Genomic DNA, 26960 nt, shown 5'->3' with positions numbered 1-26960 from the left:
CAAGAAAATAATAGGAACCTGCTCATGCCTGAGCAAATTCGTCAGGACATATTTGTTATTTGCCTAAGATTACTTAACAGGATTATCAGACATCAATTGCCCAGTCGTCCGGTTCTTCTCCAGATTTTTTCTCCGGCTCTTTTGGAAGCTCAGGTTTGTACATATCCGCATCCTCGAACAGCAGTGCATTTTCCTGCTCTGATTCCTCGGAATCTGCAGCTGGCAAATTCTTTTGCAGCCGGGTCATTTTGTCTTTCATCTTTCGCAACTCGGTCTCCCGGCGGCTTTCCATTAACTGCCAGAGTTGATTCAGTTCATTTCTCAAATGATCGAGTTGATATTCTGAAGGGATCCGTTCCTCGACAGATTCGATTTGTTTAATTAAACGAGCCGATTCCATCACATTGATGACATCGAGTTGTCGAGATTCGAGGATTTTTCCTTTCACCTGACTGGCCAGTGCAATGAGCGATTCTGCATTGTCGTGCCGACGTTCTTCAAGTTGCGACGTCATCCATTGCCGCTGCCGGGCAGTCCAGGCATCGATTTTCAGTAGCGAGCGAGCTGCTCGATAGGAACCTATCTTTAACTGCTGCTCGAAAGCATCTTCCCAGGAAATGCGCCCCTGTTTGAGTGTGAGCAGTATCTGGTGTTCGAGCGTGGAGGATGAGACTTTGCATTGCCAGTCGTCTTCCAATGTTATGCCAGGAATTTTTAATAACACCGCATTCAACAGGCAAAGTGGGTCCTGTTCGGCAATCCGTGGCTCTTCCATCGGATGAAATAACTGGCTGATTCGATCCATACTGCGTCGGCAAGCCGTTAATGCTGAACGATGAGCATGCATGCCATAAGTTTTCTCAAGTTTTTTCATTTCCAGAAACACGGATTGCTGTCGACGATCGATTTCATCGCGTAATTCATTCACTTCCTGAGGAACGAGTACACTTTCCATCCCCGGGTAGGAACCAGCCAATACCAGCCAGTGTGATGCAAATTCGATCGCTTCCTGGACATGATTATAGAGCTCACGTCCTTCAATCACGATCGTTTCATGATCGGAAAGGATAGCGTGCGTCTGCCCGTCCACTAAGAGTACACTGTGTGAAAGTCGACGTATTTCCGACTCGACAGTTGAGCTCTGATTGAGCTTGTTATCGAGTATCGACTGCAGCATCCTTGAAATATGTGCCTGCAGGGCTTGTCGCGTTCGCCATTCTTCAATGACTTCCGGTTTACGGGAAGCGGTCGGAGATTGTACACACCAGTAAGCATGCGAAAACAAAGGCGTAGCGACTTGATAAGGGAGTATTTCGTTGAATGCTTTTGGTCTCCAGGCAACCACTCGCGCACGAACGGATCGGGCATCCGCTTCAATCGATGCCGCTCCGGGACGATAGAAATACTGATCGAGCTTCAACCCTGTCGACTGCGCCACAAACGAGGCGACCCGACTGCAGTAATTGTAGAGTTGAGATTGCGACGTTTCGATCGAATAACTTCTTAACAAATCGGAAGCAGCTGGAGCCGCAGTTGTGACGGCTCCGCGAATTAACGCTGCCCGCAATAAGAATGCGTCTGCCGACTCTGGATCCGAGGCAATTGCCTGAGCCTCTGTACGATACTGCTCGGCAATCATTTTGAATTCTCTGGCAACGCGACCCGAGGACAGTCGGACGGAATCACCCATTACCAATAAAGCAATCAACCAGGGGGGTGGCGCAGGGATTGTCAAATCCTTATCCACATTGGCGTACAGGCATTTAGAAACCTGATAAGCCCAGGCATATTCTCCGAGTGAGATCAATTCCCAGATGAGTCGTCCGAGATAGGAGGCTCGATCAAACCGGTTCTGCGCATTGGCTGCTCGGTCTGCGGATTCTGAAATCTGGGAATAATCGATTTCAATTTGTTCCTGGGAAAGAAAAACAGGAATTTCTTCCGTCTCCGCTTCCCCCGAATTCAACGATGCCTGAATTTCCTGTTGAATGTCTGTCGAACGCGATCCCCGAATCGTCTCGGAAGTCGTTTTCAAGGATTCCTCAGAGAAAATATCATCGGAATCATCAAAAACGGAATCTCTTGTGAGTTCATGTTCTTGGGCGGCTTGTGTACGTTCGATTTCTTCCTGTTGTTCGATACGGTCGTGCAGTTCGGTCGAGGTGAGAATCTGCTTTTCATCACGATTTTCTTCGATATCGTCGAAGATGAAATCATCTCCAAGGTCATCATCTGTGAGAGGAATCAACTCGGGAGGAGAAACCGTCTGCGATATCTCTTCGTCCTCTGGACTCTCAGTGGGAATTTGTTCTGTCTGTTCTTTGAAATCAGATAACGGGGCAGATTCTGATTTTTCAAAATCGAACAGGGACGTGTATTTGAGATCTCTGAGAGGCGTTGAAGGTTCCCGGGAGACTGGAGCTGCAGCCTGGATTTTCCTGGCAGACTCGACATATTCAGTCACTTCGGATTGCAGTGGGTGTCGCTTGCCAGCCAGTTCGATGATTTCGGAATTTAAAGGCAGAGATGCCTCGTTCACGAGAATTTCGAGCTGGTCAACTTGGGTTGATATCTGTTCAAAGTCCCCTTCGCGAGACGTTGCTGAATTCAAATGCTGTTTTAACTGAGCAACTTCCGTACGAGCAGACATCAATTGGGTCGGTATGACGAGGAAGTTTTTCAATTGCGACCAGGAAGTCGATTTCATCTCTTCGGGGGGAATCAGCCCCACTTCCTGAAATAAGTCTTCAAGGGAAGATCGGAGTTGTTGTTCAAGGTTCAGAAACTCTGCGAGACTGGTGGAGAGCGAATCTTCGATGTGAAGCTGATCCTGCTGAATGGAAGCAGAAGCCGTCAACAGCTGTTGAGACAACTGTTTTGCAGACGCATCGAGGCGTGCATACAGGATTTCCGGCCCGCTGATCATAACTATGCCTTCCGCCTGCCTGTTGGTGTAAATGGCTGAGCGGTTCGTTATATTCTGCTAAAATTTCAGTTACTATTGAGTTGTGTTGTTCGCAACTCTCGTACATACCTCGCTCACGGCTCTCATCTGTTTATTCCGTATGCATATTGTGGATACTATCGCCTTCCACCAGATCGTGCGCGATTTCCTCCCCGGGCTCCGGTGGCTTTTTCTTGGTGGGTGTCGCGGCTTCGTTAAATTCTGCACGTTCTTCCAAGGCAGAAATCAGACGATCGAAGACCGCAATCTGAACCTGCTCGGAGTTGAACGAATTCACAACCGTGGCCATGCCGGGCAAATAGGACAACAATGTTTTATAACGTGCACTACTCATTATGAAGCTTTCTCCTTAGGAGGATTGATGATTTCGGAATGAGTCGCAGGCGACGGGATGAGGATTTGAGTCGACCTGAGATCACAATCACGATTATCTGGCTCGTCCACGTAATACGGCCAATGTCACATTGCGACCAAACGTTTCCGAAATCAATCGTTGATTTTCCATCCAGCGATCGTCCGAAAGTTCTTCCGGACGATTGACCATTTCATAAACTGCCCGATAAGGGGAATCCGACATCGTCACCAAATCAACGGCTCGTTTGCGATCCTCGGCCTGACCGTTCGTCAGCGTTTCAATGACACTGGTCACCTTCTGAGCCATTTCCTCAAAGGCTCCCCGATCATTTTCATCGAACGATTTGACCAGTTGGAGCCGCTTTAGTTTATCGATCGCCTGCTGACGCATTTCGATTTGTCGACAGGCCTCTGCAAGTGAGGTTAGATCATTGGAGTTCTGCTCGCTGCTGGCCAGCAGAGGATGCTCGCGCAATTTGTCTGAAAGTGATTTCATCAATTGCTGAACGTTTCCAATTTCATCAGCAACATATTGCAGTTCAACCGACTCCCCCTTCTGAAGCGATTCGGCTGCTTTGGCCATTGTTCCCGCAAGATCCTGCATTCGCATTTTAAGCGTTTCCGCAGACTGAGGCGTCAATTCCTGGCTGGTATTCATGTGATGTCAATCCTGGGGCATGGCTAGAAAGTGAGTCGTTAGATTCCACATAACGGGCCACGCAGAGTCTATGAAATGCATGAGTTATTGATTAGCGAAAGTTCACGTGTTATTCCAATCGATTCTACACGAGGTTTCAACGCCTTTATGTCAAATCAATCAAGTTCGGACGATTTTTAGTTCGTCACTTTCCTGACTATCTTCCAAGACCTGAAAGTGCAATTTAGGATATCCAGGTGGTTCGACCGATTGGAAATCTTTTCACAACCACTCTAGCGAATGTGTGCAATGTTCAGTGATTGTGACGGTTATGTCAAATAAAAGTGTTTCGTCGGACACAGGGGCAACAGAAAGATATTTCTCATTCCCAAGGTCCTCTCTGGGAACGCAAGACCCGAAGCTCTGCTTTGTTCTCACGGGTTTTCAATACCACAATTACTTCAAGCAGATCTTCAATCCCGGGTATTCCCAGGGAGGACCTTGGGAACAAGTCAAACATGGAGAGCGGTGAAAGGTGCGTCTAGACGCACCCTACTATTCCAACTATCGCAAAATGTCGTGTATGTTCAACATTCAACATCGGGGAGCAGTCAAACTGACTGCGAAATAGCGATTTGAGAGCGACATTTAAAGCTCGACAGAGCACTACTTTCTCACGAACCGTTCTGTTTCGAACGCTTTGGCACGGAAACATGCACTCGGTAAAACGATTCTCCCAGAACCTGATTAAGTTCCTCACGCATTGAATTCGTCACGGTCACGGTCAGCGTCGGTGAAGACATGGTTGTGCGTGTCATATATTCATGATTTTGTTCGTCAGGAGTTTCCACCACAATGACCACACTTGTGTTGCCGGGTGAACGCTCCAGAATGCGTCGGACCTGCTGCATGTCGGCTGGGGTGTGAAAGCCGTGCTGGAATTTGAGGGCCAGATGCTGCGTGTTCTGCTTTTCGGCTGCCTCAATCGTCATCAGTTTATTGATAATGATATTCGGCTCGCGACCACGCCGATCGACCCGTCCGGCAATGATGCAGATTTCTTCGGCGACGACCATCTCCTGATACCGCGAATAATCATCCGGCCACATAATACAGCGGACCACGCCGTGAGCATCTTCGAGATCGAAGTTCACATATCGGCTATTTCCATTGCGTGACGGTTTCTTTGTCGTCGCTTTTTTGATCGCCGAGATCATTCCGCCGATCAGCACTTCGGTTCCATCATCAATTTCCGCCAGGTCAGACGTATTATGTGAGCAGAGTGGGGCCAGTTGATCGGCGTATTCAGTCAGCGGATGAGAGGTCAGATAAAACCCATAAACTTCTTTCTCGAAGTTCAGCTTCTGACTATGCGTCCAGTCGGGAGCGTCTGGAATGCTGGCTTCCAATGCTTCTTCCTCAGCAGCGGCAGAAGCTCCTCCGCCAAACAGACTCTTTTGGCCACGGGCTTTATCGCGATGTTTCCTTGCAGCCATTTGCATCGCCATTTCGATGCACATCGTATGCTGCTCACGGTTTGGTCCGAAGCTGTCGAGAGCCCCGCCGCGAATCAGAGTTTCGAGCACTCCCTTCGTAAGGGCCTTCGGATCGACACGTTCGCACAAATCGAAAATGTTTTTGAATGGTCCGTTCGCTTCCCGTTCTTTGACGATTTCACCAACTGCTCCCTCACCAACCCCTTTGATGGCTCCCATCCCGAAGGCGACAGTATCGCCAACGACTTTGAATTCGACATCCGACATATTCAAATCGGGCGGCATGATTTCGATTTTCATGCGACGACAATCGTCGGTATGCTCAGCCATTCGCTCGGAACTTTCCATTCCGCAGGAAAGCAAAGCAGCCATAAACTCTTTCGGATAGTGTGCTTTCAGGTAAGCCGTCTGATAGGCAATTGCTCCATAAGCAGTACTGTGCGATTTGTTAAAACCATACCCGGCGAACTTCTCAATCAGTTCCCACAGTTCCTGGGCCATTTCCTTGGTCATGTCCCGTTCCTGGGCACCCTCGATGAATTTTTCATGATTGACCGAAATGATTTCGAGCTTCTTCTTACTGATCGCCTTAATACAGCGATACGCAGCAGAAAGTTCGATGCCTCCGACGCGGTTCAAAATCCGCATCACCTGTTCCTGGTAAACCATCACGCCGTAAGTTTCGGCGAGCACTTCATCGACCAGCGGATGCACTTTTGGCACAGGCTGACGACCATGCTTCACTTCAACATACGTCATCACCATGCCCCCTTCGAGAGGACCAGGACGGTACAGGGCAGAGGTCGCGATGATATCGGCAAACTTATCCGGCTTCATCTTCGTGAGCAGATCCCGCATACCGCCCGACTCAAGCTGGAAGATTCCCTTTGTCTCACCTCGCTGTAATAAGGCAAACGTTTCCTTGTCATCAAGCGGAAAGTCGATTGGCCGCATGTCGAAGTCGGGATAATTCATCTGCACATTATGGACAGCCTTATCCAGAATCGACAGGTTTCGAAGACCGAGGAAGTCCATTTTGAGCAGGCCGGCAGTTTCGACATCGGTCCACTGAGTGATGATATCCGTCTTACCGGTGATGCGTTGCAGGGGAATATATTCATCGAGCGGCTTATCGCCAATCACAACACCAGCGGCATGGGTTCCGACGTTACGAGATAGTCCTTCGAGAGCGATCGCGAAGTCAATCATCTCGCGGATCATGCGATCCTGTTCATACTGTTCCCTCAGCTCCGCCGTTGAAGCGAGGGCATCTTTGAGCTTGATTCCCAGTTGTTCGGGAATCATTTTGGCGATTTCATTCACCCGATGCAGCGGCACATCCAAGGCCCGACCGACATCTCGCAGAGCCGCTTTTGCTTTCAGCGTTCCGAATGTGCCAATCTGAGCAACGCTGTCTTCACCGTATTTTTCTTTGACGAAATCGATCACCCACTGCCGACGGTCGCGGCAGAAGTCGATATCGATATCGGGCGCCTCCGAACGACTCGGATCGAGAAATCGCTCGAACAGCAGGTCGTATTCAATCGGGCAGACATCACTCAACCCGAGTAGATAGGCGACAATCGCCCCACAGGCAGAACCACGAGCGGTGCAGGGAATACCTTTTTCACGCGCGAAGCGGGCAAAGTCCCAGACGATCAGGAAGTAACTGCTGTAGCCCATCTTCTCGATGACGCCAAGTTCCGTTTCCAGTCGATCGAGAAAGACCTGATCCGGATTGTCGCCGTATCGCCACTGAATTCCCTTCATGCAGAGTTCACGCAGGTACGTGACATCCGTCTTCCCCGGCGGCGGCTCGAAGACCGGGAAGTGGCGGGCGGTTAGATCGAGCTGGATATCACAGCGGTCAGCGATTTCCTGACTGCGGGAGACGGCATCCGGGCAATGCGGAAACGCCTTGTACATTTCTTCGGGAGTTCGCAGATGAAATTCGCAACTGTCGAGTTTCATGCGGCGTTCATTCTGCATGGTCGTGCGGGTATTCACACAGAGCAGAATTTCGTGAGCAGGGGCATCGCCCTGATTGAGATAGTGGGCATCGTTCGTAGCGACGAGCGGAAAGCCAAACTGATTCGCCAGATCGATCGTGCGATCCATGCAATCCTTTTGAATCTGAACGCCGGAATCCTGAATTTCCAGATAAACGCGGTCGCCGAAGACTTTCTCATACCAGCGAATTAACGATTCCGCCTGCTCATTATTATCGGTCAATAGGTAGTGAGACAACTCGCTAGAAGCACAGCCCGACAGACAGATGATTCCTTCGTTATATTTTTCGAGCAGTTCCTTATCAATACGTGGCTTGTAGTAAAATCCTTCGAGGTAGGCAGCCGAGGCGAGTTTGATCAGGTTGTGGAAACCGACTTTATTCTGAGCGAGCAAAGTCAGATGAAAGCTCGCCTCTTTCATGCGGCTGGCACTGCGGTCGGTGCGTTTTCCGGGAGCGATGTAGGCTTCATAGCCGATGATCGGATTGACGTCTGCTCCGCGACATTTCTGATAAAACTCAAGGGCTCCAAACAGGTTGCCGTGATCGGTGATCGCCAGGGAATTCATCCCATTGGCTTTCACCTTTTCGAGCATCGCTGGAATACGGTTCGCACCATCGAGCAGACTGTAATGACTGTGGCAGTGCAGGTGAGCAAATGGGCGGGTTTCAGCAGAAAGATCGATCATTGTCATCCTCGACAAGCCATGTGGTCCATCATCAGTTCGAGTAGATACCGTTGAACTGAGAGAGTTTTGTGTAGAATCACATTCTACCGGATTTCAGACTGGGTTTCCATCAGTGAAAATGAAGAGGCCATATTCACAACGGTAACCTTTCGTTCACACCCTGCAGTTGGTCGTTTGATATGCATAATCGTTGCGAACGGAAAACCTGCTCCCTCTTTTCCAGGTTATTACAACTCAAATTTGACTTTCGTTGCGTGACGTGGGTAGGATGAACCGAGATTATCATTTATGCGTCTGGACTGATCGGTCCACCTCTATGTCTTCGGAATGATTTTTCGCAGAGTCTCGACAGAAAAGTACAACAATGATTTCAAATCTCGGTCGTATCATGGCTGTCCTGACCGCGATGTTTTCCGTGGCGTTCATGGCATTTGCCGTCTCCCGCTGGATGACTATTCCAGACTGGGCGAGCGAAGCTCGGGATCTGGAAGGATTTGTGCTGACCCGAACCGAAGGAGAAACCCCAAGTTGGTCGGCTTCAACCCGACGTACCCAGGAATCAGTCGCCACATCGACTAATATGGCTGAAGTACTCGAAAAAATGTATCAGCGAGCCAAAGCAGATGTGGATCAACAAATTCAGGAATATGAAATGGAGATTCCGGAATTGGAACAGGAATTGGCTGATTCCAGGGAAGCTAGTGAAGCGGATAGTCTGGCCGTGAAAGTGCGATCAGACGCATTAATTGCTCGTCTGACCGAAATGGATGATGAAGTCAATCGGCTGACCGCAGAAATGGAACGCGAAAAGGCAGAGGCTCAAAAGATTCAGGAAGAACGGGAACGCCGTCGGAGCGATGTCTTCCGAATTCGGGAGCAACTTGGAGAAATCGAAGCCGACTCATTTCGGGCGAAGCAATTGCAGGAGCAATTGACAGATATGATTCGGCGGACAAAAGGGAGTGTCGTGAAATTACAGTCTCGAAACCGTCAACTGCAGGAATCCGTAAATTAGGTATAATTTAACGGCAATGCTTACGAATCCGTTTTCAAGCATGCAGTAAACTAGAGTTCCGTGAGAGTTTATTACGATTGAATACAACAGAACAGCGCAAATTAAGAATTGAGTCAAAGCTGATTTACCAATTGGTGTTCCATTCAAGTAGAGTTTGAAGGAATCGGCTTGAATCCATTTGATCCGAATCCAATAAATCGTCAAGTTTCACGCTGGTTTCCAGCGAACGCGGAGTTATCGCGATGTCATTAATCGGCAAGTTTTTCGTTGTCATGCAGATTTTGCTGTCCGTAACCTTTATGGGTTTCGCGGCGACTGTGTTTACCTACCAGGCCGACTGGAAAGGGAAAGCAGAAGCTGAGCAAAAGGCAAAACAGCAGGTGCAAACGGAAAAAGACAATCTGCAGGCTGAATTTGACAAATATAAGGCTGACACGACAGCGACCGTCGCAGCGGCTGAAGATCGTGCTGAGCGAGCTGAATCGGCTAACTCGGCTCTTCAGTTGAATTTGACCGATGCCAAAATGGAGAAAGAGCGACTGGCCAATGCCCTGCAGTCGCAGACCGCTCTCGTCAAAATTGCTGAAGATGAAGCGGAATCTCGTCGAACAGAAGCAATGGCCCAGCGAGTTGTGAACAAAGAGTTGCACGAAAAATTGACTGGTCGAATCGAGAAAGCACTCGAATCAGAGGACAAACTGTATAACTTGCGTATCGAGAGAGATAATCTCGTCAGCAAGAACAAGAATCTGATCGAACAACAGGCCTTCCTGGAAAAAGTGGTTCGCAATAATAACCTCGAAACGGATCCGCGGATTTATAATGCACAAAATGAGCCCCCTCCAATTGTTGAAGGGCTGGTTGTCAACGCCGCTGTCGATGACCGGGGTGCTGTCGATCTGGTGGAAGTCTCTCTCGGCAGTGATGATGGACTTGTGAAAGGCCATCGTCTTGAAGTCTGGCGATCAGGCCTGCAAGATGGAGATGAAGCAAAATACCTCGGCCAGATCGAACTGGTCTATGTAGACAGTGACCATGCGGTCGGGAAAGTTGTTCAGAAAGCTAAAAACGGAATCATCAAGAGAGGCGACAATGTCACGAGCAAGCTCTAATCGCGGACCGAAACCGGCCCCCCAACTCGATGTCTATGTCGCATTGATGATGATGTCGACAGGCTGCCTGATTGCAGGTATCGTTTTTCTGGTACTGGCTTTAGGACAATACACATAATATCGGCACGGATTTGAGCCCGTCGGGGCTGCCGAATTGATTCATAAGAGATCATCTCTCGTCTCGGTCGTTCGTTATTTCATTTTGAAATGACGAGCGGCTTTTTTTAATGACATCCCTTTCGATCATAATTTTATGTCGCTATGCCGTGGTATTTATTGCCCAATGGAATCCCAGTAGTCCCATTTAATCCAGTCCTCCTATCCAACCAGCATCAACCGCAATCGGCACGGGTTTTCCCTTAGAATTGCCAGAGATGCACTTCTGGATTGGATCAGCGAGGGAAATTTGCCGAAATTTAATAATGGTAAAGTTTGCGATTTTGCAACTGATGAACTGTTTTTTGAGAAATTCGTCAACAGCCCCTATTATTTGATCAGCACAGGAACGGAGTCGCTCCTATGGATGAGCCCAACACGCAAATCCAGATACAGCTTGTTATCACTCACGAAGGTGATCTTCTTGGAGAAGACAATCCTCAAAACCACGAAATTGTCCGTCGTATCCATGCCTGCATGAATGCCTGCGAAGGGATTTCTACGGAAGAACTGGAACAAGGTATCATTCAGGACATGTGCAGAGTGATGGCACAGGTTGTTCCGTTACTCAATAATCAAAACGAAATTGCCAAAAAGGCAAGTTAATCGACTTCAACCCGTGACGTGTTAAACAACGATCATGGTTGTTCGTCTTTGATCAGGATGATGTCTTCAATCACCAGCACATCCATGTCAGTGCTCATGAAACATTGGAATGCCTCCTCAGGAGTGCAAACAATTGGCTCCCCGCGGACATTGAAGCTTGTGTTGATCAGCACGGGGCAACCGGTCAGCTGGTGAAAGGCCGAAAGCAGTTTCGCGAAGCGGGGATTGTGATCCGTATCGACCTTCTGCAATCTGGCAGAATGATCGACATGTGTGACCGCAGGCAACTGGAAGGAACTTTGATTTGTATGATCTGTCTTTGTGGGATCATCGAGTAACCAAGGTTGAACTTCAGCAACAAATTGCATGTAAGAACTGGATTGCCTTGACTTGAGCTTGAAATAGTCACCTGCAAATTCTTCCAAAACAGCTGGTGCAAATGGTCGGAAGGATTCCCGAAATTTGATGGATTGATTGATTCGACTTTGCATTTCTGCTCTTCTTGGATCACCGAGAATACTTCTACATCCGAGTGCACGCGGTCCGTATTCCATTCGCCCCTGCATCCAGCCGACAATTTTCCCGTCAGCGAGCAATGCGGCCGCTTTATTCAATAACTCAGATTCAGAGATCTCTTTGAAATTAGCTCCCAGCGATTGTAATTTCTCTGCAGCGTTCGCTGTTGAGTAAGCAGGTCCGAGCAGGCATCCTTTCATGGCATCTGGGAGAACAGGTTTTCTTGATTCATTCATCAGTTGATACCAGAGGAACAATGCTGTTCCCAAGGCTCCTCCAGCATCCCCGGCTGCGGGTTGAATCCAGATTTTTTCGAATGGTCCTTCTCTTAATATTCGACCGTTCGACACGCAGTTCAAAGCGACTCCGCCCGCCAGGCAAAGATTCTTCATGCCTGTCATCTTATGGAGATGTTGAACCATATTCAGCAGGATCTCTTCGGTCACCAGCTGAATGGAAGCAGCCATGTCCATGTAATGCTGCTTCCATTCAGATTCCGGCTGACGGCGAGTGTGACCGAAGAGACGATCAAAATGACGGGAAGTCATGGTTAATCCCTGACAATATTGAAAGTACTTCATATCGAGGCGAAAAGATCCATCCGGTTTAAGATCAATGAGGTGCTTTCGAATCAAATCGGCATAAACTGGCTCTCCATAAGGAGCCAGTCCCATCAATTTATACTCGTCGGAATCGACATTGAAGCCGCAATAATAGGTAAACGCGGAATACAGCAGGCCCAGAGAATGGGGAAAGTGAAGTTCGTGTGTCAGATCGATTCGATTTCCTCGACCGACTCCGTAAGTAGCCGTCGACCATTCCCCTACTCCATCTACCGTCAAGACTGCAGCTTCGTCAAATGGAGACGGGAAGAATGCGCTAGCGGCATGGGACTGATGATGCCCAGTGAAGATGATCTGTTTTCGATAGCTCCCCTTCAATTCCCTGCGAATGATTCGGGGCAAATGAAGTTTCTGCTTCAACCACTGAGGCATTGATTTTGCAAAAGAGCGAAAACCGGCTGGGGAATAGGAGACGTAAGTTTGCAGGAGCCGATCAAATTTCAAGAGAGGCTTTTCGTAGAAGCCGACATAATCGAGTTGAGTCGTTGTCAGTCCGGCTTCTTCCAGGCAGTAAGCTAATGCTTGTCTCGGGAAATGATGATCGTGCTTGATTCGGCTGAATCGCTCCTCCTGGGCAGCTGCCACGATTTCACCATCAACAACCACTACGGCTGCTGAATCGTGAAAGAAACCTGAAATCCCGAGGATTGCTGTCATTCCGACTTAATATTCATGAGTATCAATAGAGACTGAAGTCAGCTTATCTAATTCCCTGCCCGACTTCGACTGAGACTCATTGAATCGATGACACTCTCTACTTGAATGAAGTTCTCTTTAACGCATGAAAGGAATCGGGCAGTCGGAATGAATCGTTGCGAAATAAGGTGAGCATTCAACACAATACATCAACGAGTAATCTGGACACATCAGAACTGTACATAACAATCTGCGATTGTGAACCTGCAATATTCCTGAGCAGAGATGCAATCTTTTCAGCAGTCAAAATCAATCACGACCATTGTCGTCTCATCATCATATTCACGCGCATTATTCCATCAGTGATAACTTAATGAATTGTTCATTGGTGAACTATTCATTATCTTTCGCAATCGTGAATCTTATCGTCTAATCATTTCCTATTTTTATGAATTCTTCTCAAGTTAAGCAGATCGAGCAAGTTTTGGTATTCTGCTTGCTACTTGCCATTAGATATACCAACCGTTGGCAACTTCCTACCTGAAATCCAATTACCGGATCGTTTCCCCCTTATCTCTGACTGAATTTTCGTAATGAAACGGTTGTCGACGTTTCTGACATCATACTTATATCGAGGAAAAACAATGACATTAAAACGAAATGCGTTCACTTTGATTGAGCTACTTGTTGTTATCGCGATCATCGCGATATTGGTTGCCTTATTGCTACCAGCCGTACAACAGGCCCGTGAAGCCGCCCGGCGATCCAGCTGTAAAAATAATTTAAAACAGATTGGACTGGCGTTGCACAACTATCACGATGTGCACGGATGTTTTCCGATTGCCAGCTATCGACAGCCAGCCGGGCACAGTTCTGCATCCTGGCTCGTACGTATACTGCCGATGCTGGAACAGGGAGCCGCATACGATCAATTGACATTCAACGGTTCCGACTTTGGCGGTGAATTAGGAGTCGATGAAAACTGGGACACACTCAGCAAGTTGCGAGCGCCTACAATCATTTGCCCATCATCGCCGATGCCGGAAACAGTCTCCAAGGATATTTCAACCAAACCTACTAAAACGACCTATCCAGCAGCGCCAAACAACTATGTCGTTCAAACATCAAACTATGTTGGAATTTCAGGGGCATTTAGTGCAATCGACCCTACAACTGGAACGCTCAGTGGTACTCCACCATCTTTCTACTGGACTGGATATGGTGGGATGACCGCGACCGGGATTATCGTCCCTGCTGGACATGCAGACTCCAGAGTCCGTTTCCGAAATGTGACCGATGGAACAAGTAACACAATGGCTGTGGCAGAACAGTCTGGGTATTACATCAATGGTTCAGGAATTGAAGAAGATCGTCGATCTTCAAATACCTGGGGTGGAGCGTGGGGTGGCGATACAAGTGGCTGGACTGGAAGTCCAACCGCCTACTGGTCTAATGCGACGACCATTCGCTACGAAATTAATCAAGCTGATCTCCCATGGTGGGCTGTTGTTGAAGGGGCACCGAATGCACCGCTCACCTCTGCACACGATGGGGGAATGCAAATTGTCATGACAGATGGTTCTGTTCGTTTTGTCAGTGAAAACATTAACTTTACGACCCTGGTTGGGCTTTGCCATCGCAATGACAATCATGTCTTAGGTGAGTTATAAATTTCTCTTGAGCAATGAGGGGCGGTCGAATGATCGTCTCTCATTTTTGAATTGATTATTCTCTATTTGAACTGAACAAAACGATGAAACATACACGACTTCAATTCTTGTGTTTGATGTCTACACTCCTGATGATACTTGGCTGTGGCGAGGGAACAGATCAGTTACCACTGGCCAGTGTTTCTGGAGTGCTCATGAAGAATGGAACTCCGGTTCCCAATGCAGAAATTCGCTTCAAACCGAAAACGGTCAAAGCGAGAATGTCTCAGGCAACAACCGACGAGAATGGTGTCTTTGAACTGCAATATTCTCAAACCGACAAAGGGGCAGTGGTTGGTGAGCATGATGTGATGGTTACCATTTATGGAAAACGAGGCCCATCGGAAGTCGAAGGTCAACCGGGGCCCCCCTTGCAACCCCCTAAGGAATATGTCCTGGGAATAAAGACCATTCCGGAAGAAGGTGCTGAAAACCTCACTCTGGAAGTACCTTCCAGATCATAGGCTAAATACCCTGCAGGAGTGCGTTTGAAAATTCAAAACTCAACGATCTGCAAAGTTCGTTGAGTTTTTTATTGAACCTGAGGCTTTGAACTCAGCCTCTCTCTGGCTACTTGAAATTCAAATCCGGGGCTCGTGGCAAATCCTGGAGATTGCTCAACCCGAAAATATCGAGGAAGCGGTCGGTAGTGCGATATTCGATAGTGCCATCTTCTCGTTTTGCAGCAGAGACCAGTTCGCGACGAATTAATTGCCTCAGTGAAGACATCACGTTGGGCCGATCAATTGTTTCCAGATCTTCTTTGAGGAGAGGTTGTCGAAACGCAATGAATGAGAGGACTTCCAACGCATCGGGAGGCAATTTGACTTCGCGAGGTCCCAGGCCGAATGTGAAGTTTCGCTGGCGTTGGAACTCTGGACGTAATGCCATTTGGTACCCCTCTTTGCCAAGAATGATTTCGTAGGGGCGTTTCTGAATCTGATAGCGTTTGTTGATGGTTTCGATATGAGTACGCACAGTATCGTCATGGCACTGATGACTGATAAAACCCGCCAGTTTTTTGGCAGAGAGCTTTTCTCCGCCGACAAAGAGTAACGCTTCAATAATCTGCTCGGCTGTCAGTTTTGGTTTGCGGAAAGTCTCCGTTGCGGATTCTTCTACGGCAGCATTCTCGACAGGAGCATCGCTTTCACCAGCAAACGCTCCGGCTTCGCATTCAGTATTGAATTCAGGCAACAACTCCGGCGCAGGAGGCATCACTCCAGCTTCCTCGGAAGCTCGTAATGCCATCTGATAAGCTTCTTCGATCGCTGCTTCGCTGAAAACGCCTTCCTGCGATGCTGCTTCTGAAGATTCGGGTTCCGTTTCCATTTCCATACCTGATTCAGCAGTCAATTCGACATTCTGTCAGCAGGAATGGTGTCGGAATTACGATTTTGCGTCAAGAGGGATGGCCAGTGCCGAGTAGCCAGAGGATTTATAAAGGTTAGAGGTTAGAGTACTGTAAACAGGGTGGCTAGGGTCGGAGCGAAACGTAGTCCCCAGTGGCTTGAAATCCGAAAGCGGTGGCATTGACTCAGCGGTTCGCAACACCCCGGCTTTCCGCTTTCCGCTTTCCGACCTCCGCTTTCAAAACTCTGGCCACTAGCCACGCAACACTGGCCATTATCTCGGTTTCGAAGGTAATCCCTGGAGTTGCCGGCGGAGGTGGGAGAGTCTGGAATCGAGTTCGGGGCTGTCGATCGCTTTTTTGACGAGAGCCTGACAGGCATGCATCACGGTGCTGTGGCTGCGGTTGCCGTAGAATTTTCCGATGTCGGCATAATTTGCCTGGATGAGATCGCGAGATAAGAGCATGGCGGTTTGTCGGGGAATCAACAGGCTACGTTCCCGGGTATCTGAACGAATTGCCTTGACAGTCACGCCAAATTCCCGAGCGACCGATTTTGCGATTTCAGACAATGTTGGCGATTGGCCAGTGTGTTGCAGTTCGAGAAAATTGTGAATGACATCTGGAGTCAGCTCTTTCTGCTCGATCTGATAAATCGCTTCGAGCTGCATAATGACTCCATAGAGTTCGCGCGGAGAGACAGGGAGACGGCTTGCCAGTAGCTCTGCCGATTGTGTCGAAAGGAAAAACTCCCGTTCTTCGGCAAAGTGATGCAGTAGGCTGATGCGGCTATGTTGTTCGGGCAATTCAATCGTGGCTGTGATCCCGGCGTGACATCTGCTGATGAGTTTGGGCATCGATTGTTGAAATTCACCGACAGGTATCTGGCTGGTAAAAATCACACGTCCCCCGTGAGCCAGGACATCGTCAATCAGAACGATCAGCTTCTTCTGCAGCCAGGTTTGACGTTCGATAAAGTGGAGTTCTTCGCAAACCAGTAAATCGAGTTCTGCCAATTGTTCGAGCTGAGGAAGGGAAGATCCTGAAGTAGCAGATTCCAGATTCAAGGATGCAAACTCATAAACGGGTAGACTCCGATAGCGAACATCTTCAAAGCGTTCGAGGAACTGAGTCATCGTATGATAGATCGCATGAGACTTCCCGGCACCTGACGGCCCCTGCAACATGACGAGACGCGGCGTGAAGTCGGGATCGGGATTAAGAATGCGATCCAGAGCCGCCAGCGCGAACTGATTTTCCGGCAAACTCAACAGAGTATGCTCGAATTCGGCAGACATAATTTGTACGAACCAATTTTCCAGCCGTGGTGAAAAGGAATCTTCTGCGTGCATTAAACTGCATTTCCTCACTGTTCCGCAAGTTTTCCGAGGAAATCGCCAGTTTTGTTGTCCCCTGAAGTCTCATTTGTTCGCTTGACGAACAGAGAGACAAATTTTGATCGGAAGATTTTTAAACAGGATTCCTTTCCAATCAATACAGTCCAGTTTTGATTTTTATAAAAAAAAGGGTAAGGAATTGTGGATTCATTCGTTGAATGATCGTTTAAAGACTCATGGTTACTGCCTTTCTCTGAAGTCAACTTCCCATGACTTCACACTCAAATAGCGGGCTTACGGAGTCTCATTATGTCACCCTGGAATCAGTCTGCGCGCTGCCAACGTCGTCGAAAAACTTTTGCACGAAACAACACCATTGAATCGTGCGAACAGCGCGTGCTTTTAAGTGGTAGTCCAATGATTGAAATCGCAAATATCGATGGCACGGGAAATAATCTGATCAATCCCGAACTCGGCAGTGTTGGCGAACAGTTACTGCGGTTGACCACACCTGAATATAGTGATGGTATTTCCAGCCTAGCTGGAGATGAGCGAGCCAGTGCACGTGAAGTGAGTAATGCAGTAGTCAGTCAGACCGAATCTATCACGAATGATCGCCACCTGACCGATTACATCTGGATCTGGGGCCAGTTTATCGATCACGATATCGACCTGACAGACGGAGGGGAGCTGGGAGAACAGGCTAATATTGCTGTACCAACTGGAGATCCGTATTTTGACCCTGATGGTTCGGGAACTGAACTGATTGAATTAACTCGTTCCCAGTTTGATGAAACCACCGGAACCGACAGCGGTAACCCCCGTCAGCAAACCAACAGTATCACCGCGTTTCTGGATGGTTCGGTCATCTATGGTTCCGATGAAGAAAGAGCAGCGGCTCTGCGGACTTTCTCGGGCGGGAAACTGAAGACCAGCGATGGCGATTTGCTCCCCTTCAATGAAGAGGGCTTGCCTAATGCAGGCGGAACATCCTCCAGTTTATTCCTGGCCGGTGATGTTCGTGCCAATGAAAATATTGCTCTGACTTCCATGCAAACCCTCTGGGTACGAGAGCACAATCGCATTGCCGACGAACTCGCTCAGCAACACCCCGACTGGAACGATGAAGAAATTTATCAGCAGGCACGCAGTATCGTAAGAGCTGAATTGCAAGCCATTACTTACAACGAATTCCTTCCCGCGTTACTTGGTCAAGGAGCGATTGATGACTATTCGGGTTACGATGCCAGTGTGAATCCTGGAATTGCCAATGTCTTCTCAACAGCGGCCTATCGTCTGGGACATAGCTTGCTATCACCAGAACTGTTGCGACTGAACAGCGATGGCAGTGTCGCCGATGAAGGAAGCATCGCCTTACAGAATGCATTTTTCCGTCCCGATCAATTGGTGGCAACCGGAATTGATTCCCTGCTTCAGGGAGCCGGAGCACAGCTTGCTCAGGAGTTGGATAATTTTGTCATCGATGATGTCCGTAATTTTCTGTTCGGCCCTCCGGGCTCGGGTGGATTCGACCTGGCCTCTTTGAATATTCAGCGGGGCCGCGACCACGGACTGGCGGATTACAATCAGACACGCGTCGATTTTGGTCTGAGTGCCGTGACCAGCTTTGAAGAGATTTCCTCCAATCCCGACGTCGTTGCCGCTTTGATGTCGGTTTACGATTCAGTGGACGAAATCGATGTCTGGGTGGGGATGCTGGCCGAAGATCATGTTTCGGGTTCGAGTGTCGGCGAGTTAATGCAAGTCGTGCTCGTTGATCAGTTCACTCGACTTCGTGATGGGGATCGCTTCTGGTATCAAAATCTACTCGGTGGTCAGGCTCTCAAGCGAGTTGAACAGACCACTCTGGCAGATGTCATTGAACGTAACTCGAATGTTGAAAATTTGCAGTCCAATGTATTCTATGATCCTTCAGTCCTGTATTTCAAAGTTCCCGACAACGGCCAGCAGTATTCGCTGCACGTGCGGGTCGATCGAGGCGATGTGGAAATCATGGATCGTTTTTCCCGAAGAGTGCTCGCCAGTCAATCTGCTGAAACCGTCGAACAGATTATTATCGTTGGCCGGGATGGTCAGCAGGATCGGATCTTTATCGACAATAGCGTGAATCAGAAACAAGTTGCCGATGGAGTTGTTGCCTGGGGTGGCCATGGGGTCGGCGACTCGCTCTCCGTTTCTGGGACAAACCGGAATGATCGTATTGAAATTCAATCCGATCAAGTCGAGGTGAATGGACAGAGTTTGAAGTATGCAGGCTTTGAGAAATTGAATGTCCTGGGCGGTAGAGGGAATGATCGCATTTCAGCTGGTGGCAGGGAATTGAATGTGACATTGAATATTTATGGCGGTCATGGCAATGATCATATTGTCGGCAGTGCTGGAAACGATCAACTCTTTGGTCAGAAAGGAAACGATCGAATTTTCGGGCTCGCCGGGAACGATCGGATCGAGGGGGGAAGCGGAAATGACTTCCTGTCGGGGGGTGAAGGACATGATAGGATTAAAGGAGGTCCCGGAAACGATCGCATTCAACAGGATGATCGCAAACCAGCGAAAAAGAATCATCCCAAGCCAAATATTGATCGAGTTGGTTCAGTCGTGCCATCGAATGACAATGTGATGAATTATGACACGAAGAATAAAGAGAAGAAATGTCAAACGACCAGTTCCCAACAGCCTTCTTCACAAATGCTTGAGCGGTTTGAGAAACTGGGAGCGGCGATGTTGAAGAACCTGTTTCAACATACTTGAACAGAAAAATCTGAACCAGGAATGAATCTCGGTAGGACAGGCATCCTGCTTGTCTTGCAAATGTATCACTTACGACAAAGCGAGTGTTCTCCATAGTGAGAGCACTCGCTTTTTTGATTTGGAACTGGAAGCAACAACACAAAGAATTGTTACAACCGGTATCGCTTTGACTTTGGAGAGGCTGGAGTCGAATCGAATCCACTCGACAGATGATAGCGCGTGTGGTTTTTTGACCACAAATCCAAAAATTTCCGACCTGGCCGGAAAACTCGACCTATGTTTCCGATAGCGGTCTTCTCGTTTTGTTCATCATGCGAGACCTTCAGGAGAAGGAACGGATCGACGGGAGAAGCCGCATGGCATCAACCAATAAATACCCCCTCACGATATTGGCTGAAAGGTTCGAGACATGGATTGGCAATTTTTACTGGAAAACTGGCACGTCAAACTGGTTGCGGTCGTACTGATTGTCGCTGCCTGGATTGATGGCAAAGAATTACGCGTTCCCAACTGGATTACATTTCCGATGGTCCTGAGTGGTTTGATTTACTCCACTTATATGGCCGGCTGGATTGGCCTGGGGGATGGCCTGTGGGGGATGACTGTTGGTCTGCTCACACTGCTGCCATTGTATGCGGTTGGCGGAATGGGAGCTGGAGACGTCAAACTGATGGCTGGCATTGGTGCCTGGCTGGGTGCGACAGTGACCTGGTACGCATTCTGCGTTTCCGTCATCGTGGGTGCGATTATGGCTGTGATTATGGTCCTGTACCGTCGCAGCTGGGAAAAACATTACAACAACTTCCTGATGATTGTGTTCGAGTTTTTCGTTGTCCGTAAGCCCAGCGAACTGTACAAAATCGCCTCCGAGCGAAAACCACAGATGCTGCTGCTGCCTTACGGAATTCCGATCTGCATCGGCTCAATCGCCTACTTCTTCTACGCAGGCATGATTTAATCCATTGGACCATTGCAAATGGTTTGTGCAGTCGCATGGGCATCAAACGGGAGTAAGACACTATGTTTGCTCCTGCCGAACATGGCAAATCATTATGAGAGAGAAGACACATCGTAGGACAGGCATCTTGCCTGTCTTTCAAGCGAGTTGAAATTAACATGTTTGCGTCAAAAATTGGAGCTGACAGGCTGGAAGCCTGTCCTACGGGATGGATTCCGAGGAGAAGCCCCTGCACAAGTTAAAATGCGTGAATTGAGCAGCGAGGGATGTTCGGGTGATTCATGACGGCCCATCGGATATCCGTCACGACCAATCGAGTTAATACATCCGTCATAAAGTGAAGAGTTTTACAATCGACTGCCGATGAAGAGACACAGCGGACTCCGTTTCGCGCCTCTTCTCGGTCTATTTGATCATCACCTGAACAGGTCGATGATCCTTTGTTAAGGCTGATCGAGGGGATAACCATGAAGATGAAAACCGTTGTCGTCCTGGCATTTGCGGTCGCATGCGGCCTGATTGCCATGATGGGTGTCCAGCAAATGATCGCACAAAAATCCAACGAGAATGCCGACGTCCCAGTCAAAGTGCTGGTGGCTTCTATGGATATTTCGCCCGGCGTTTTGCTGAGCGAACACAATTGTGAGTTCAAGGAATACCCAACGAATGTTGTCCCGGCTGATGCCATTCTGACAAAGGAAGATTATCACGATCGTGGATTACTTGTGCCTGTGACAGCAGGTGACATCATTCGCGGATCGAAACTGGGGGGGCGTGGAGAGATTGCCGCATCAGCCAGTATTCCCATGGGAATGAGAACGATTTCAATTCAAGTGAACGACACAAAGACTCATAGTGGTTTAATCCAACCGGGAGATCGAGTCGATCTGCAGATTTCATACAGTGTGAGAAATGCCAGTGGATTATTAATCACGAAAACGGCAACTTTGCTGGAATACATTGAAGTTTTCGCTTCCGATTCGATTCGAAATCTGGAAGCCGGCGAATCCAAAGAGATTAAAGCAAAAAACATTTCGTTCCTGGTGACACCAGAACAATCCAAACTGGTTCAGCTTGCCAATACACGTGGCGAATTGATTCCAATTATGCGAAGCAAGGAAGACAGTGAAATCACCCAGAGCCCGGAAGAAATCCAGACCCTAATATCCGAGTTAAAGTCGGGCATGATGCAGGAACAGGATCTGGTCGTCGAGAAGAAAGAAGACAAGGAAAAGCAGGAACCTCAAAGTGCAGCTCAGGCCTTCAAGAATTTTCTGAGTGGACAAATGGCCGAAGCAAAACCAAAACCTGCTCCAAAACCGGTCGACAAACCAGTCGAAGAACCCAAGCCGAGCAATATGTGGAAGATTCAGATTTATGCAGGCGAAGAATTGATCGAGCAGGAAGTTGCTTTGCCGGTATCAATGACTTCAGGCCCGAATTTTGGTGGCCAGATCGATCAAACATTTGAGCAGGAACCTGCACCCGTTTCGCAGAAAATCATTGAGAAACCCATTCAGAAAGAAATGTCGGTTGAGGAGCCTGATCTGATCACAGAACAGCCATCTGTCCAACATCTGGAACCCAAACAGACAGGAGTACTGCCCAACGGTTTGCAGAATCTGCTGAACTCGTTCATGGGAAGTTCTTCTGAAAATAAAGATCAGGATCATCAGGAAGCTCTTGAATTTCACGATCAATTTGAACCCGCTGAAACCGAAGCCGAAGAGTTTCGATTTCCTACTGAATTTTAAGCCGACCATCATAGAGCACCGTTGCCACTCGATACGAAGTTGAGCGGCAGAATTTCATAAAGTACCGAGTTTTGATTCGCTTGAGATCTCTCAAACAATTCGAAACTTCACATAACGTTTAACGGAGTGCAAGGATGCAACCGTTCGCAGCAACTGCCAGAAATTTGACCTGCCGCCTCTGGAACAGAGGGCGTACTGCCCTGTGCCAGTCGGCTGGAAATCTGCTCCAGAAATCAATCGGTCGTTGCACGGGTCTGAAAAGTGGCCTGGTCGCGATGACCGTCTGTTTGGGAGTCTTTCAGACCGCTCAAGCACAATCCGACTATCCCGAAGATGGTCGTGGAAACACATTTCATATCGTTTCCAATCGCAACGAAATGATTCTGACCGAACGATTTGCTCGAGTCCTGGAACTGGATAGTCGGATCACACGTGTGGATGGATTTGATCCTGCGATCTTATCGGTCCAGGCCCTCACGCCACATCGCATCCGACTTCAAGCCGCCGCTTCAGGAGTTACGACACTGATTCTCGTTGATGAATTCGACAAGACTTACGAAATTGAAGTGTTTGTCGAAGGAGATGTGCGGCATCTGCAATCTTACATCAATCGCTTCTTCCCAGATTCCTCCGTCACCGCTGTCAAAGTGAAAGACAGTATCGTCTTACGAGGAGTCGTTTCAGATCCTTCGCACATCTCGCAAATTACCGAAGTGGCTGAGGAATTTTATCCTAAAGTGATTAACCATATGCAATTTGGAGCCGCCAACCAGGTGCGTTTGCAGGTTCGCATTATGGAAGCTCAACGCTCCCGAATTCGCAAACTTGGCTTCAACTGGTCGTTACTGACCGGCAGTGGATATGTCGCGAGTAGTCCGGGTAATCTGGGAAGCCCATCGAGCGTAACACTAAATCAAGGTGGTGGAAATTCATTGATTCATGGTGGTGCGAGTCTGTCCGATTCCACAATCAGCTTTGGACTTGTTGGTACTGGTGGAATTTTCCGAGGGTTCCTCGAAGCTCTCAAGCAGGAAGGTCTGTTAAGAATACTGGTAGAAACCTCCGTGGTTGCCGACAGCGGTCGACCAGCCTCACTGCTTTCTGGTGGTGAATTCCCGATTCTAGTACCGCAGGCTCTGGGAACAACTACAGTGGAATGGCGTGAATTTGGTGTCAAGCTCGAAGCCGTGCCGATTGTTCTAGGACAGGGGCAGGTCATTCTGGAAATTGCTCCTGAATTCAGTGAACGAGATTTCGCTAATGCGGCGACTTTGAACAGCACTGTCATTCCTGCGATTACAACACGACGGGCCAATACTCAAGTCCGCATGAAGTTTGGCCAAACGTTGATGATTGGCGGATTGATCGCGACAAGATACACCGCCGAAACGGATAAAGTGCCATTCCTGGGTGAACTTCCCGGAATTGGAGCCGCGTTCCGACGTGTCCGTTACGATGAAAACGAAACCGAATTGATCATTCTGGTGACTCCAGAATACGTTGCCCCACTGGATCCATGTCAGGTTCCCGAGGGTGGCCCCGGAGCGTTCTCCGACATTCCGACAGATCGTGAACTCTATCGACATGGCATCATCGAAGTCCCCAACTACGGTGGACCGACTCCTCCAGGCTTTGGACAGGAAGCAATGATGTACGATAATCATGGCGGCTACTGCCCTCCAAACGAGGGATATGAAATGATGGAGCCCCACTCGATGGGTCAGCCAACCTATCAAATGCTACCTCCGAATGGTGATGAGTTGATGCCACCTGCGGAATCGTACAAAGCGCCCCCTTATGTACCAGAATCAATGCCACATCCAACTCATGGTACATCTGCTGAGCCGATGCCATTATTGCCAATGCCGGGAGAACCTTCCCAGCCAATGAACCTGGACTCGAGCATCCCAGCGGTACCAAAATTACCACCAGCCATGCCGACCACTCAAGTGGACGCCGATGATGATATCTGGGCACCAGCTCGAGGCCGGAGTAATGTCCAACTGACCGAAGGCTATGAATCACCAATGATCGAAACGAACGCAACATACGCAGTTCACAAATCCAAGTCCGAAACCCAGGCTCCACCCGCGTTGATCGCTCCTCAAAAGCGAAGTAGCGGGCAAGAGTCACAGGTATCTGCCCCGAATCCTTAGTCTGAACTTGAGTTGAATTTCTATCGTGAATGGCGATCAGACTTTGGTCCTTGAAGAGACAGGTACGCATAAGTCCAACACGCTCAAATATCAATTAGTGAATTTCCCCAGGAAGTGAGTGAATTATGAAGAGGGTTATGCGACTCGCGGTCGTCGACCCGCACGATGTGACACGAGCCCAACTCAAGAATTTGATGTTGGGTGTGGACACAGTGTGGCTTGAAGCGGAATGTTCCCGCTACGAGTTCTTCATGGACGTCGCCATGCAGACGCTTCCCGACATTGCGTTGGTGGCCGTCGATGCCAATCGAGAAGCAGCTCTCGATTTGATCGCTAAAATTCATCAGCAATTACCTAACTGCTCTATTCTAGTCGCAAGTTCGTCACAGGATGGCCCGTTGATTCTGCAAGCCATGCGGAATGGAGCTCAGGAATTTCTGAATATCCCTCTGGAACTCGAAGACTTTATGTCTGCTTTGGACCGCGTCCGCCATGCCAGTGCTTCAGGCGATGGCGAAGGTGAGGTTCGCGATTCCCAGGTGGTGACCGTCGCCGGAGTCAACGGAGGCGTCGGTTCGACTTCAGTTGCTGTTAATCTTGCTTCGGTTCTGGCACAGGATAAACAGAATACGGTCGCGCTCATCGATCTCGATCTCGCTCTCGGAGATGCCGACGTCTGGCTCGACATCATTCCCGATTACACGATTCAGGATGTCGCCGAAAACATCACCCGAATCGACTATTCTCTCCTGAAGCGCTCTTTAACAAAACACGAAAGCGGTTTGTTCCTGCTGCCACGTCCGGTCAACCTGGATGGAGAGTTTCATTTGGGAGCAGAAGACTTTCGGAGAGTGATTGGTTTGCTGAAAGCGACATTTACCCATCTTGTGATTGATGTGAGTAAGTCGTACAGTCCACTCGAGATGGCGGCCATCACATCATCCGATTCCACGCTTCTGATCACTCAACTCGACTTACCCTGCCTGCGTAACGTTGTTCGGCTGATTCATTATTTCGAACAATTCGAAACGCTTTCTGAAAAACTCAAAGTCGTATTAAACCGTTCCGGCCTGAACGATATGCAGATCAGTCTCAAGAAAGCCCTGGAGATAATTGGGCGGGAAATCTACTGGAAAATCCCGAACGACTACGGCACGATGGTCGAATCCCGCAACAACGGAGTACCCTTGATTCTTCAGGCTCCAAAAACAAAATTGACCAAATCCTACATCGATCTGGCCAATGAATTGTCTGAATCAAAAATCGAATCTCAGGATCCGGCCCCGACTAAAAAGAAACTCTTCAGTTTTCTGAGTCGATAATTTTATACGCATTTACAAGCACGAAGCGCAAGCGAGTGTGTAAATAGACGTGTAACTCACACACTCGCTTGCGCTTCGTGCTTGTATTGGTAATTAACTCATCCCCAGCCCGTAAAAAAAGCCGTCCCACGTATGAGACGGCTCTTTTATTATTCAGCGTGATCGATTATCGGCTCAGGAAGGCGACGACCTGGTTCACATCGACTGGCAGACTGACGTCTGCGTAAGTCGGAAGTGACGTGACGACGGCTTTGAGTTCTTTATCGTCAAAAGAAATCCAGTCACAGGTTTCTGAAGAGTGATTGTCGACGATATCGCGATAAGCCTTATGCAGGTTCGGACGATTTCGCAAGGTGATCACATCTCCGGGACGAACCATGATGGATGGCTTGTTAACTTTACGTCCATTCAACTGGAAGTGACCATGAACGATCCCCTGACGCGCTTGGGGGCGAGTTCCCGTAAATCCGGCTCGGCGGACCACATTGTCCAGGCGACACTCGCAGATGACCAACAGGTTTTCCCCGGTGTTCCCTTTGCGGCGACGACCTTCAGCGAAGTACTTGCGTAACTGACGCTCCCGAAAACCGTAATAGTATTTGATCTTCTGCTTTTCTGTCAGAGCCAGTCCATAAATGGTTGGCTTTTTACGGCGAGTGTGCATTCCGGGTGGCACGTTCCGCTTTTCAAAGGCACGCAGTGCACCTGCGTTTTCAAAGACTGCAGTTCCTAATCGGCGATTAATTCGAGCTTTCGCTCCCGTATAATGCCCCATCTGATCTCCTCGG

The 26960-nt window shown here is 48.7% G+C and carries 19 protein-coding genes; 11 read left to right on the top strand and 8 right to left on the bottom strand.

Annotation, left to right across the window (positions count from 1 at the left end; translation table 11 throughout):
• Positions 1–85: 85 nt before the first annotated feature.
• From Pan54_RS20890 to dnaE, 4 genes are all read right to left on the bottom strand, one after another.
• On the bottom strand, positions 86–2926 hold the full coding sequence (locus Pan54_RS20890; protein ID WP_146505327.1) for a hypothetical protein: 2841 nt from the start codon (positions 2924–2926) through the stop codon (positions 86–88).
• Positions 2927–3056: 130 nt separating this feature from the next.
• A complete protein-coding gene (locus Pan54_RS20885) occupies positions 3057–3299 on the bottom strand; it encodes a hypothetical protein (RefSeq protein WP_146505326.1) in 243 nt (80 codons plus the stop codon).
• A 93-nt stretch (positions 3300–3392) separates the two neighbouring features.
• Positions 3393–3977 (bottom strand): hypothetical protein, encoded by a 585-nt coding sequence (locus tag Pan54_RS20880; RefSeq protein WP_146505325.1) that lies wholly within the window; start codon positions 3975–3977, stop codon positions 3393–3395.
• Between the two features lie 653 nt (positions 3978–4630).
• Positions 4631–8149, bottom strand: a complete 3519-nt coding sequence (gene dnaE, locus Pan54_RS20875) for a DNA polymerase III subunit alpha (protein ID WP_207310197.1) — start codon at positions 8147–8149, stop codon at positions 4631–4633.
• A gap of 364 nt (positions 8150–8513) precedes the next feature.
• Here dnaE and Pan54_RS20870 point away from each other — a divergent pair, with 364 nt between their 5' ends.
• The 4 genes from Pan54_RS20870 (at position 8514) to Pan54_RS20860 (ending at position 11038) form a co-directional block, all read left to right on the top strand.
• Positions 8514–9164 carry a hypothetical protein gene (locus tag Pan54_RS20870; protein WP_146505323.1) on the top strand — a complete coding sequence of 217 codons (651 nt, stop codon included), beginning with the start codon at positions 8514–8516 and terminating at the stop codon, positions 9162–9164.
• Positions 9165–9406: 242 nt separating this feature from the next.
• The gene (locus tag Pan54_RS20865) at positions 9407–10276 is read left to right on the top strand and encodes a hypothetical protein (protein WP_146505322.1); all 870 of its coding nucleotides are present in this window, start codon (positions 9407–9409) and stop codon (positions 10274–10276) included.
• Positions 10257–10394, top strand: coding sequence for a hypothetical protein (locus Pan54_RS25955; protein WP_165441892.1), 138 nt, complete (start codon positions 10257–10259; stop codon positions 10392–10394). The genes Pan54_RS20865 and Pan54_RS25955 overlap by 20 nt, the downstream gene beginning before the upstream one ends.
• A gap of 401 nt (positions 10395–10795) precedes the next feature.
• Entirely contained in the window at positions 10796–11038 is a 243-nt protein-coding gene (locus tag Pan54_RS20860; protein ID WP_146505321.1) for a hypothetical protein, read from the top strand.
• 32 nt (positions 11039–11070) lie between these two features.
• Here the strand turns inward: Pan54_RS20860 and Pan54_RS20855 are convergent, their stop codons facing one another.
• The gene (locus tag Pan54_RS20855) at positions 11071–12834 is read right to left on the bottom strand and encodes a carbamoyltransferase family protein (RefSeq protein WP_146505320.1); all 1764 of its coding nucleotides are present in this window, start codon (positions 12832–12834) and stop codon (positions 11071–11073) included.
• Between the two features lie 623 nt (positions 12835–13457).
• On the opposite strand from Pan54_RS20855, the gene Pan54_RS20850 reads away from it, so the two are divergent.
• Entirely contained in the window at positions 13458–14483 is a 1026-nt protein-coding gene (locus Pan54_RS20850) for a DUF1559 domain-containing protein (protein WP_165441998.1), read from the top strand.
• Positions 14484–14566: 83 nt separating this feature from the next.
• Positions 14567–14986, top strand: coding sequence for a DUF6795 domain-containing protein (locus Pan54_RS20845; protein WP_146505318.1), 420 nt, complete (start codon positions 14567–14569; stop codon positions 14984–14986).
• Between the two features lie 106 nt (positions 14987–15092).
• Here the strand turns inward: Pan54_RS20845 and scpB are convergent, their stop codons facing one another.
• Positions 15093–15854, bottom strand: a complete 762-nt coding sequence (scpB, locus tag Pan54_RS20840; RefSeq protein ID WP_165441891.1) for an SMC-Scp complex subunit ScpB — start codon at positions 15852–15854, stop codon at positions 15093–15095.
• Between the two features lie 294 nt (positions 15855–16148).
• The gene (locus Pan54_RS20835; RefSeq protein ID WP_146505316.1) at positions 16149–17225 is read right to left on the bottom strand and encodes a DnaA/Hda family protein; all 1077 of its coding nucleotides are present in this window, start codon (positions 17223–17225) and stop codon (positions 16149–16151) included.
• A 294-nt stretch (positions 17226–17519) separates the two neighbouring features.
• On the opposite strand from Pan54_RS20835, the gene Pan54_RS20830 reads away from it, so the two are divergent.
• The 5 genes from Pan54_RS20830 (at position 17520) to Pan54_RS20810 (ending at position 26172) form a co-directional block, all read left to right on the top strand.
• Entirely contained in the window at positions 17520–19982 is a 2463-nt protein-coding gene (locus Pan54_RS20830; protein ID WP_146505315.1) for a peroxidase family protein, read from the top strand.
• 409 nt (positions 19983–20391) lie between these two features.
• Entirely contained in the window at positions 20392–20940 is a 549-nt protein-coding gene (locus Pan54_RS20825; RefSeq protein WP_146505314.1) for an A24 family peptidase, read from the top strand.
• Between the two features lie 467 nt (positions 20941–21407).
• Positions 21408–22694: a Flp pilus assembly protein CpaB gene (gene cpaB / locus Pan54_RS20820; protein WP_146505313.1), complete on the top strand. Its 1287-nt coding sequence runs from the start codon at positions 21408–21410 to the stop codon at positions 22692–22694.
• 134 nt (positions 22695–22828) lie between these two features.
• Positions 22829–24850 carry a type II and III secretion system protein family protein gene (locus tag Pan54_RS20815; protein ID WP_146505312.1) on the top strand — a complete coding sequence of 674 codons (2022 nt, stop codon included), beginning with the start codon at positions 22829–22831 and terminating at the stop codon, positions 24848–24850.
• Between the two features lie 125 nt (positions 24851–24975).
• Positions 24976–26172 carry an AAA family ATPase gene (locus Pan54_RS20810; protein WP_146505311.1) on the top strand — a complete coding sequence of 399 codons (1197 nt, stop codon included), beginning with the start codon at positions 24976–24978 and terminating at the stop codon, positions 26170–26172.
• A gap of 166 nt (positions 26173–26338) precedes the next feature.
• Here Pan54_RS20810 and rpsD read toward each other — a convergent pair whose 3' ends face one another.
• Positions 26339–26947 carry a 30S ribosomal protein S4 gene (gene rpsD, locus Pan54_RS20805; RefSeq protein ID WP_146505310.1) on the bottom strand — a complete coding sequence of 203 codons (609 nt, stop codon included), beginning with the start codon at positions 26945–26947 and terminating at the stop codon, positions 26339–26341.
• Positions 26948–26960 lie beyond the last annotated feature (13 nt).

Source organism: Rubinisphaera italica (genome assembly GCF_007859715.1).
In the GTDB taxonomy this organism is placed as follows: domain Bacteria; phylum Planctomycetota; class Planctomycetia; order Planctomycetales; family Planctomycetaceae; genus Rubinisphaera; species Rubinisphaera italica.
This window is presented reverse-complemented; position numbering and strand designations above follow the sequence as displayed.

Excerpts from the sequence above, each read along its gene's own strand:
- Pan54_RS20890 (WP_146505327.1), bottom strand. The coding sequence starts at position 2,926 with ATGATCAGCGGGCCGGAAATCCTGTATGCACGCCTCGATGCGTCTGCA.
- Pan54_RS20885 (WP_146505326.1), bottom strand. The coding sequence starts at position 3,299 with ATGAGTAGTGCACGTTATAAAACATTGTTGTCCTATTTGCCCGGCATG.
- Pan54_RS20880 (WP_146505325.1), bottom strand. The coding sequence starts at position 3,977 with ATGAATACCAGCCAGGAATTGACGCCTCAGTCTGCGGAAACGCTTAAA.
- dnaE (WP_207310197.1), bottom strand. The coding sequence starts at position 8,149 with ATGATCGATCTTTCTGCTGAAACCCGCCCATTTGCTCACCTGCACTGC.
- Pan54_RS20870 (WP_146505323.1), top strand. The coding sequence starts at position 8,514 with ATGATTTCAAATCTCGGTCGTATCATGGCTGTCCTGACCGCGATGTTT.
- Pan54_RS20865 (WP_146505322.1), top strand. The coding sequence starts at position 9,407 with ATGTCATTAATCGGCAAGTTTTTCGTTGTCATGCAGATTTTGCTGTCC.
- Pan54_RS25955 (WP_165441892.1), top strand. The coding sequence starts at position 10,257 with ATGTCACGAGCAAGCTCTAATCGCGGACCGAAACCGGCCCCCCAACTC.
- Pan54_RS20860 (WP_146505321.1), top strand. The coding sequence starts at position 10,796 with ATGGATGAGCCCAACACGCAAATCCAGATACAGCTTGTTATCACTCAC.
- Pan54_RS20855 (WP_146505320.1), bottom strand. The coding sequence starts at position 12,834 with ATGACAGCAATCCTCGGGATTTCAGGTTTCTTTCACGATTCAGCAGCC.
- Pan54_RS20850 (WP_165441998.1), top strand. The coding sequence starts at position 13,458 with ATGACATTAAAACGAAATGCGTTCACTTTGATTGAGCTACTTGTTGTT.
- Pan54_RS20845 (WP_146505318.1), top strand. The coding sequence starts at position 14,567 with ATGAAACATACACGACTTCAATTCTTGTGTTTGATGTCTACACTCCTG.
- scpB (WP_165441891.1), bottom strand. The coding sequence starts at position 15,854 with ATGGAAACGGAACCCGAATCTTCAGAAGCAGCATCGCAGGAAGGCGTT.
- Pan54_RS20835 (WP_146505316.1), bottom strand. The coding sequence starts at position 17,225 with ATGCACGCAGAAGATTCCTTTTCACCACGGCTGGAAAATTGGTTCGTA.
- Pan54_RS20830 (WP_146505315.1), top strand. The coding sequence starts at position 17,520 with ATGTCACCCTGGAATCAGTCTGCGCGCTGCCAACGTCGTCGAAAAACT.
- Pan54_RS20825 (WP_146505314.1), top strand. The coding sequence starts at position 20,392 with ATGGATTGGCAATTTTTACTGGAAAACTGGCACGTCAAACTGGTTGCG.
- cpaB (WP_146505313.1), top strand. The coding sequence starts at position 21,408 with ATGAAGATGAAAACCGTTGTCGTCCTGGCATTTGCGGTCGCATGCGGC.
- Pan54_RS20815 (WP_146505312.1), top strand. The coding sequence starts at position 22,829 with ATGCAACCGTTCGCAGCAACTGCCAGAAATTTGACCTGCCGCCTCTGG.
- Pan54_RS20810 (WP_146505311.1), top strand. The coding sequence starts at position 24,976 with ATGAAGAGGGTTATGCGACTCGCGGTCGTCGACCCGCACGATGTGACA.
- rpsD (WP_146505310.1), bottom strand. The coding sequence starts at position 26,947 with ATGGGGCATTATACGGGAGCGAAAGCTCGAATTAATCGCCGATTAGGA.